This is a genomic window from Pseudacidovorax sp., assembly GCF_017991995.1.
GTDB lineage: Bacteria > Pseudomonadota > Gammaproteobacteria > Burkholderiales > Burkholderiaceae_C > Xenophilus.
The window spans coordinates 165,892-171,748 of the sequence record NZ_JAGOPN010000004.1; the positions used below are offsets into that span (position 1 = coordinate 165,892).

Below are 5,857 nucleotides of genomic sequence, written 5' to 3' on the forward strand. Positions count from 1 at the left end.
GAGCGCACACGACATGCCCGGCGCCGCCTTCAGTGACACCTGGTACCGCGTGGCCGGCCAGCGCGTGGCGCTGCAGCCGGCCGTGCAGGCGCGGGCCCAGCGCTACCGCGGCCAGCTGTGGTTCGTGCTGGAGGACGTCTACGCCCACCGCTTCTTCCGCGTCACGCCGCAGGCCTACGACTTCGCCCGCGCGCTCGACACCGGCCGCACCGTCGACGAGGTCTGGCGCGAGTACGTGCGCGTGCACGGCGCCGCCGCGCCGGGGCAGGACGAGGTGGTGCGCCTGCTGTCGCAGCTGCACGTGTCCAACATGCTCGTGACGGCCGGCTCGCCCGACAGCCATGCCATCGACGAGCGCAGCCGCCGCCAGAAGGACCGCGAGCTGCAGGGCAAGCTGCTGTCCTTCCTGTACGTGCGGGTGCCGGTGTTCAACCCCAACCGGCTGCTCGACCGCCTGCGTCCGCTCGTCATGGCCTGCACCGGCCGCGCCGCGGGCGTGGTGTGGCTGCTGGCCGTGCTGGCCGGCGTGTGGACGGCGGTGGAGCATTCCGAGCGCCTGGGCCGCCATGCCGACGGCGTGCTCTCGCTGTCCAACCTGCCCTGGCTCTACCTGGGCATGACGCTGCTGAAGGTGCTGCACGAGACGGCGCATGCCTTCGTGGTCAAGCGCTACGGCGGGCAGGTCCACACCTTCGGCGTGATGTTCCTCATCTTCACGCCGCTGCCCTACGTGGACGCCACCGCCACCTGGGGCTTCGGCAGCCGCTGGCGGCGCGCCTACGTGGGCCTGGCGGGCGTGGCCACCGAGCTGTTCTTCGCCGCCCTGGCCGCGCTGGTGTGGGCCCACACGGCGGAGGGACCGCTCAATGGGCTGGCCTTCAACATCATGTTCATCGGCTCGGTCTCGGCGCTGCTGTTCAACGGCAACCCGCTGCTGCGCTTCGACGCCTACTACGTGCTCACCGACCTGGTGGAGATGCCCAACCTCTACCAGAAGGGCCAGCAGCAGGTGCTGGCCTGGTGCGACCGCGTGCTGCTGGGCAACCGCGCCGCCGCCGGCCCCGCCACCGATGCGACCGAGCGCCTGTGGTTCACCGCCTACGGCTGGGCCAGCTTCGCCTACCGCCTGCTGCTGAGCGCGACCATCCTGCTGACCACGCTGGACAAGTGGTTCGGCGTCGGCCTGGCGCTGCTGGCCACCACCGTCGTCACGCTGCTGGTGCTGCCGGGGCGCAAGTTCGCCGCCTACCTGGCCGGCCCGGCCGTGGCCGGGCGCCGCACGCGGGCCGTGGGCACCGTGGCGGGCCTGGTGCTGGTGGCCTACGTGCTGGCCGCCTGGGTGCCGCTGCCCCATGCGGTGCGCGTGCCCGGCGTGCTGGAGGCGCAGCGCCGCGCGCTGCTCTTCGTCGAATCGCCCGGCGTGCTCACCGAGCTTCGCGTGCGCCACGGCCAGAGCGTGCGCCGCGGCGAGGTGCTGGCCGAGCTGCGCAATCCCGACCTCGACCTCAACATCGACCTGGCCGCCCTGCAGCTGGATGAGCTGCGCACCCTGCAACTGCAGTCCCTGCAGCGCACGCCCGCCGACGCCGCGCCGCTGCAGGTGCGCATCGACGCCACCCGTCAGCAGCTGGACGAACTGCGCGCCCTGCGCGAGCGCCTCACCGTGCGCGCCCCGCAGGACGGCGAATGGGTGGCGCCCCAGCTGCACGAGCGCCGCCAAGCCTGGATCGAGCGCGGCCAACTACTGGGCGAGGTGGTCGATGCGGGCCACTACCGCTTCAGCGCCGTGCTTGCGCAGGGCGACGCGGCCGACCTGTTCTCCGCACCGCCGGTGGCCGGCGAGCTGCGGCTGGCCGGCCAGGCCGGGCAGGGCATCGCCGTGCAGCGGCTGGAGGTGATCCCCTACCAGCGCGAGCGCCTGGCCTCGCCGGCCCTGGGCCTGCCCGGCGGCGGCGAGGTGGCCGTGCGGCCGGACGACAGCACCGGCACGCTGGCGGCCGAATCCTTCTTCGAACTGCGTGCACCGCTGCCCGCCGGCGCGCCGGCCACCACCTATGCCGGCATGTCCGGCGTGCTGCGGGTGGCCCTGCCCGCGCAGCCGCTGTGGGATCGCTTCCACAAGGGCTTCCTGCAACTGCTGCAGAAGAGGTACGCGCTGTGATCCTGCCCGGCGCCGACGCCTCCCACGACAGCACGCCGGCCGCGCCCGCGCTGCGCTCGCCCTGGGCCGGGCGCAGCACGCTGCCCGGCTGGTGGCGCCTGCAGGCCTGGCGCCGGCAGGCGATGCTGGCCGCCCTGCTGCAGGCGGCCCGCGCCGCCGAGCCGCCGTTGCAGCTGCTGGACGACGAGGCGCTGGCGGCATGCGCGCGCCAGGCCCGCCACGCCCTGCGCGCCGCCGTCCTGCGCGCCGGCGAGGCCGCCACGAGCGCCACCGTGCCCGCATGGGGCGCGGCTGCCGCGGCGGCGGCCGAGCTGGCCTCGCGCAGCCTGGGCCAGCGGCCCGCGCCGGCCCAGCTGCAGGCCGCCCTGGCCATGGCGCAGGGCCGGCTGGTCGAGGCCGGCGCCTGCAGCGGCAAGAGCCTCGCCATCGCGCTGGCCGCCGTGCTGGGCGCCTGGGCCGGCCGCCGCTGCCACCTGGTGTGCGGCAACGAACTGCTGGCCGCGCGCCATGCCGCCGCCTTCGGGCCGCTGTACCTGCGCTGCGGCGTGCCCTGCGCCGTGCTGCCGCCCCAGGCCCCGGCAGAAGCCGCGCCGCAGGCCTACGGCGCGCAGGTGCTGCTCGTCACCGCCCGCCGCCTCCTGGCCGACCGGCTGCGCGATCCCGCGCTGTGGCCGCGTGCCACGCCCTGCTGGGCCCTGGTGGACGACGCCGACCGCGTGCTCATCGACGACGCCGTGCATCCGCACGTGGCCAGCGAGCCCGGCCACAACCCGCTGCTGCTGGAGGCCATCGCCTGCGCGCAGGGGCTGGCCGAGGGCTTCCGCGCCGGCGAGCACTACCACGACCGCCGCCGGCTGCTGCGCTTCACCCCCGCGGGCCAGGCGCTGCTGGCCGAGGTGGAGGCGCGGCTGCCCCCCTTCTGGCGCGCGCCCCGCCGGCGCGACGAGCTGCTGATGCAGGCGCTGGTGGTGCGCGACCGGCTGGTGCGCGGCCGCCACTACGACGTGCAGCCCGGCCCGGCCGGCGGCGCACGCATCGTGCTGGGCGGCGAGATGCCGCTGGCGCAGCTGGTGCCCGAGCGCAGCCTGCACACCGGCCTGCTGCAGGCGCTGGAGGCGCGCGAGGGCCTGCCGCTGTCGCATCCGCCCGCCACCCGCGGCCGGCTGTCGCACCAGGAGCTCTTCGGCGGCTACCGGCTGCTGGGCGGCATCGCCTCGTCGCTGCGCGGGCTGGAGTCCGAGCTGTGGCGCATCTACGGCGCCGTGGTGCTGCGCCAGCCGCGCACCGCCCCGCCGCTCGCCCTGCGGCATGCCCTGGCGGCGACCGATGACGAGGTGCGTGCCCGCCAGGCCGCCGAGGCCGTGGCCGAGGCCGTGCGGCAGGGCGCCGCCGTGCTGGTGGGTCTGCGCCGCATGGAGAGCTTCCGCCTGCTGGTGCCCGCGCTGCGCGCCCATGGCCTCAGCCCCGCCGTGCTGGGCGCCGCCGCCCCGGGCCCCGACGACGGGCTGCTGCGTCCCGGCGAGGTCGTGCTGGTGCCCGAGCCGCTGCTGGCCGGCCTGGATGTGCGCACGGTGCCGGTCACGACGCCGCTGCAGCTGCTGCTGCCCGAGCCGCTGGATTCGGCCCGCACCGAGGCGCTCTTCCATGCCCGCGGCCAGCGCCTGCCGGCGCCGCGCCGCGGCCTTCGGCTGTGGTCCGCCCCCGCCGGCACGCCGCTGGCGGCCGCCGTCGCGCGGCTGGAGTCGGCCCTGCCGGCGCGCCTGGCCGATCCCCTGGCGCTGGTGCTGCTGCGCACCGGCTTGCGCCTGCAGCGCGCCGTTGCCGCGCGCCAGGCGCGCCGCCAGCGGCGCCAGCTCTTCCTGCACGAGCAGCAGCTCGTGCTCCAACTCTCCTTCGCCGCCCGCGGCGAAGCCCCTGTCCTGCGAGGTGAACTGCATGCCCCCCTTCCTTGAACCGATGCGCGCCCTGCGCCGCGCGCGCCCCTGGCCGCTGCTCGTGCTGGCCCTCGCCGGCTGCGGCGGAGGCGGCGGCGGCGGTGGTGGCGGCGGCTTCTTCCTGCCGGTGCCCGAGACGCCGCTGGTGCTCAGCATGGCCGACAGCGTCGCGCTGGAGTCCGGCAACGGCATCATCTTCACGGTCAAGGTCGAGTCCGGCCCCAACGTGGACAAGACCATCACCTTCACCACGGCCGACCTGGCCCCCAACCTGGCCGCCAAGCCGGTGGCGGGCTATGCCCGCGGCGGGGCCAACTGCCCCGCCGGCGGCGACTACGTGGCCGCCAACGGCACCTCGCTGCGGGTGCCGGCCGGCGCCTCCAGCGTGACCTTCGCCATCCCGCTGTGCGACGACGGCACCTTCCAGGCCAACAAGCGCTTCCGCGTGAGCATCGGCGGCGCCTCCAATTCGCCGGTGGCCTACGGCACCATCCTCAACGACGATGCGGGCGGCCTCAACGACACCGGCATCGCCCAGTGCTACACGGCGGCGGGCGCGGCGGTGGCCTGCCCGGCCAGCGGCCTCGCGGGCCAGGATGCCGAATACGGCCGCGACAGCCGGGCCCTGACCGGCGGCGGCAGCGACGGCCCGGCCGGCTTCAGCTATGCCAAGGTCTCGGCCAGCGGCCAGGCCATGGCCTCCGGGGCCAGCGGCTGGGCCTGCGTGCGCGACGCGGTCACCGGCCTGATGTGGCAGGTGCAGCAGGGCGTGAGCCAGCCGGCCGCCACCGCCTTCGCCGACGTGCAGGCGCAGATCGACGCCGCCAACACCGCCCGCCTGTGCGGCGCCAGCGACTGGCGCCTGCCCGAGGTCGGCGAGCTGGACAGCCTGGTCAACGCCGGCCGCAGCACCGGCGTCGCCGCCACCACCGAGTGGTTCTCCGACCTGGCCGGCCTGGGCAACCAGGCGCGCTCGGTGTTCTGGAGCAACACCACCTATCCCGACGACGCGCAGACCGCCTGGGTGGTGGACTTCTCGCTGGGCATCGTGGGCCCGCGCAACAAGGCCGATTCGCCCGGCAATGCCGTGTCGCTGCGGCTGGTCAGCGGCGGCAGCGCGCCGGCCCTGTCGTCGGCGGCGCCGTGCACCGCCGATTCGGCCAAGTCGGCGTCCGACCGCTACAGCACACCCGGCGACGGCACCGTCACCGACCGGCGCACCCAGCTCATGTGGGCGCAGTGCCCGCAGGGCCAGAGCGGCGGCAGCTGCGAGTCGGGCAGCGCCGCCAGCTTCAGCTGGAGTGGCGCGCTGGCGCAGGTGGCGGCCGCCAATGCCGCGGGCTGGCTGGGCTACAGCGACTGGCGCCTGCCCAACCGCAACGAGCTGGCCTCGCTGGTCGAGCGCCACTGCCGGGCCCCCGCCTTCAACCGGGCGTACTTCCCCAACAGCGCGGGCGCCAGCTACTGGAGCAGCTCGCCGGCGGTGCCCAGTGCGGGCAGCGCCTGGTACGTGGACTTCGTCGATGGCGACGTGGCCATCGCGGACATGGCGGGCAACCGCCGGCTGAGGCTGGTGCGGGCGGGCCAATGACAACCGGCTGCCGGCTGGCGCCGCGCCCCCGTGCCGATCGCGCACGGGGGCGCTTCGCGCTTGCAGGCGGGCCGATGACGCAACAACGGGGCATGCCGCGGCCAGCCGCGGCGTGATGGCGAGACGGGCCGGCGAGAGGCCCGATCGGAAACGAGAGAGACGGAGAAGATC

At 75.5% G+C, this 5,857-nt stretch carries 3 protein-coding genes; all 3 read left to right on the forward strand.

Going from position 1 to position 5,857, the window contains the following annotated elements; genetic code table 11:
* Positions 1-13 precede the first annotated feature (13 nt).
* Genes KBC94_RS07285 through KBC94_RS07295 form a run of 3 tightly spaced genes read left to right on the forward strand, consistent with a single transcriptional unit; the run spans position 14 to position 5,686 of the window.
* Positions 14-2,161 (forward strand): biotin/lipoyl-binding protein, encoded by a 2,148-nt coding sequence (locus KBC94_RS07285; protein ID WP_294368004.1) that lies wholly within the window; start codon positions 14-16, stop codon positions 2,159-2,161.
* Positions 2,158-4,113 carry a hypothetical protein gene (locus tag KBC94_RS07290; protein ID WP_294368007.1) on the forward strand — a complete coding sequence of 652 codons (1,956 nt, stop codon included), beginning with the start codon at positions 2,158-2,160 and terminating at the stop codon, positions 4,111-4,113. The genes KBC94_RS07285 and KBC94_RS07290 overlap by 4 nt, the downstream gene beginning before the upstream one ends.
* Positions 4,097-5,686, forward strand: a complete 1,590-nt coding sequence (locus KBC94_RS07295; RefSeq protein WP_294368009.1) for a DUF1566 domain-containing protein — start codon at positions 4,097-4,099, stop codon at positions 5,684-5,686. The genes KBC94_RS07290 and KBC94_RS07295 overlap by 17 nt, the downstream gene beginning before the upstream one ends.
* Positions 5,687-5,857: the final 171 nt, after the last annotated feature.

Excerpts from the sequence above, each read along its gene's own strand:
- KBC94_RS07295 (WP_294368009.1), top strand. The coding sequence starts at position 4,097 with ATGCCCCCCTTCCTTGAACCGATGCGCGCCCTGCGCCGCGCGCGCCCC.
- KBC94_RS07285 (WP_294368004.1), top strand. The coding sequence starts at position 14 with ATGCCCGGCGCCGCCTTCAGTGACACCTGGTACCGCGTGGCCGGCCAG.